This window comes from Xanthovirga aplysinae, from assembly GCF_009711365.1.
GTDB lineage: Bacteria > Bacteroidota > Bacteroidia > Cytophagales > Cyclobacteriaceae > Xanthovirga > Xanthovirga aplysinae.
This window is the reverse complement of record NZ_SMMB01000334.1, coordinates 1-1,164: the sequence shown is the minus strand read 5'-3', so window position 1 is coordinate 1,164 and position 1,164 is coordinate 1. Positions and strand designations below refer to the sequence as shown.

The following is a 1,164-nucleotide window of genomic DNA, read 5'->3' as shown; positions in this document are numbered from 1 at the left end:
TTATGAGAACCGCTTTTTTTGATTCAAATCTCTTCTTATTTATATTATAAATACCCTAAGCACTTCTTTACCTTTTCTAGAACAGGGCCCGCGATGGCTCGGGCTTTTTCCTCTCCAACTTTAAGTTTTTCATTCAATTCTTCCGGATTAGAGATATAGAAATCAAATAATTCTCTTTCCTTTTCAAATTTTTGAATAATCAATTCAAAGAGTGCTTGTTTCGCATGTCCATAGCCGTAATGCCCACCCAGATAATTCTGTCTCATTTCTTCAATTTGCTCTGGGCGGCCTAGTAGCTCATAAAGAGCAAAAACATTGCAGGTATCAGGATTTTTAGGCTCTTCTAGAGGAGTACTATCTGTGATAATAGACATAATTTGTTTCCGTAGCTTTTTAGGAGGAAGAAAAATGTCAATCGTATTCCCATAAGATTTACTCATTTTTTGTCCGTCTACTCCTGGAATGGTCATCAGATTTTCTTCGATAATGGCTTCCGGGAGGACAAATACATCTCCATACTTATGATTAAATGAGCTGGCAATATCTCTGGCCATTTCTAAATGTTGCAATTGATCTTTCCCAACAGGAACTTTATCAGCATCAAAAAGGATAATATCTGCCGTCATTAATACGGGATAAGTGAATAAGCCTGCATTCACATCTGAGAGCTTTTCTGCTTTTGATTTGAAAGAATGTGCATTGGCAAGCATCGGATAAGGGGTAAAGCAGCTTAAGTACCAGTTGAGCTCCGATACTTCCGGAATTCGGGATTGTCGGTAAAAGATATTTTGTTCGGTATCAAAACCACATGCCAACCAGGCGGCAGCTGTGGCATTAATATTGTTAATACGTTCTTCGGCATCCTTAATTGTGGTTAAGGAATGAAGGTCAGCAATGAAAAAGAGGGATTCGTTTCCCTTTTCCTTAGATAATTCAATAGCGGGGATTATTGCTCCTAATAGGTTGCCAAGGTGTGGTCGACCTGTACTCTGTACCCCGGTTAAAATTCTTGCCATTGGCTTTATTATTTAAAAAAAGATAAATGCGATATAACAATTTTAAACGCAAATTTAAAGATAAATATCTGCTCTTATAGTTTTTATAATAATTCTCTAAAAAAAGAACGTATCGTAGTTGATTTACCTTTTTAAGCTTTATGTCTTT

1 protein-coding gene is annotated in these 1,164 nt (G+C 36.6%); it reads right to left on the bottom strand.

Annotated elements, in window-relative coordinates; translation table 11 throughout:
• Positions 1-44: 44 nt before the first annotated feature.
• Positions 45-1,016, bottom strand: coding sequence for a tryptophan--tRNA ligase (trpS, locus tag E1171_RS01010; RefSeq protein WP_155203216.1), 972 nt, complete (start codon positions 1,014-1,016; stop codon positions 45-47).
• Positions 1,017-1,164: the final 148 nt, after the last annotated feature.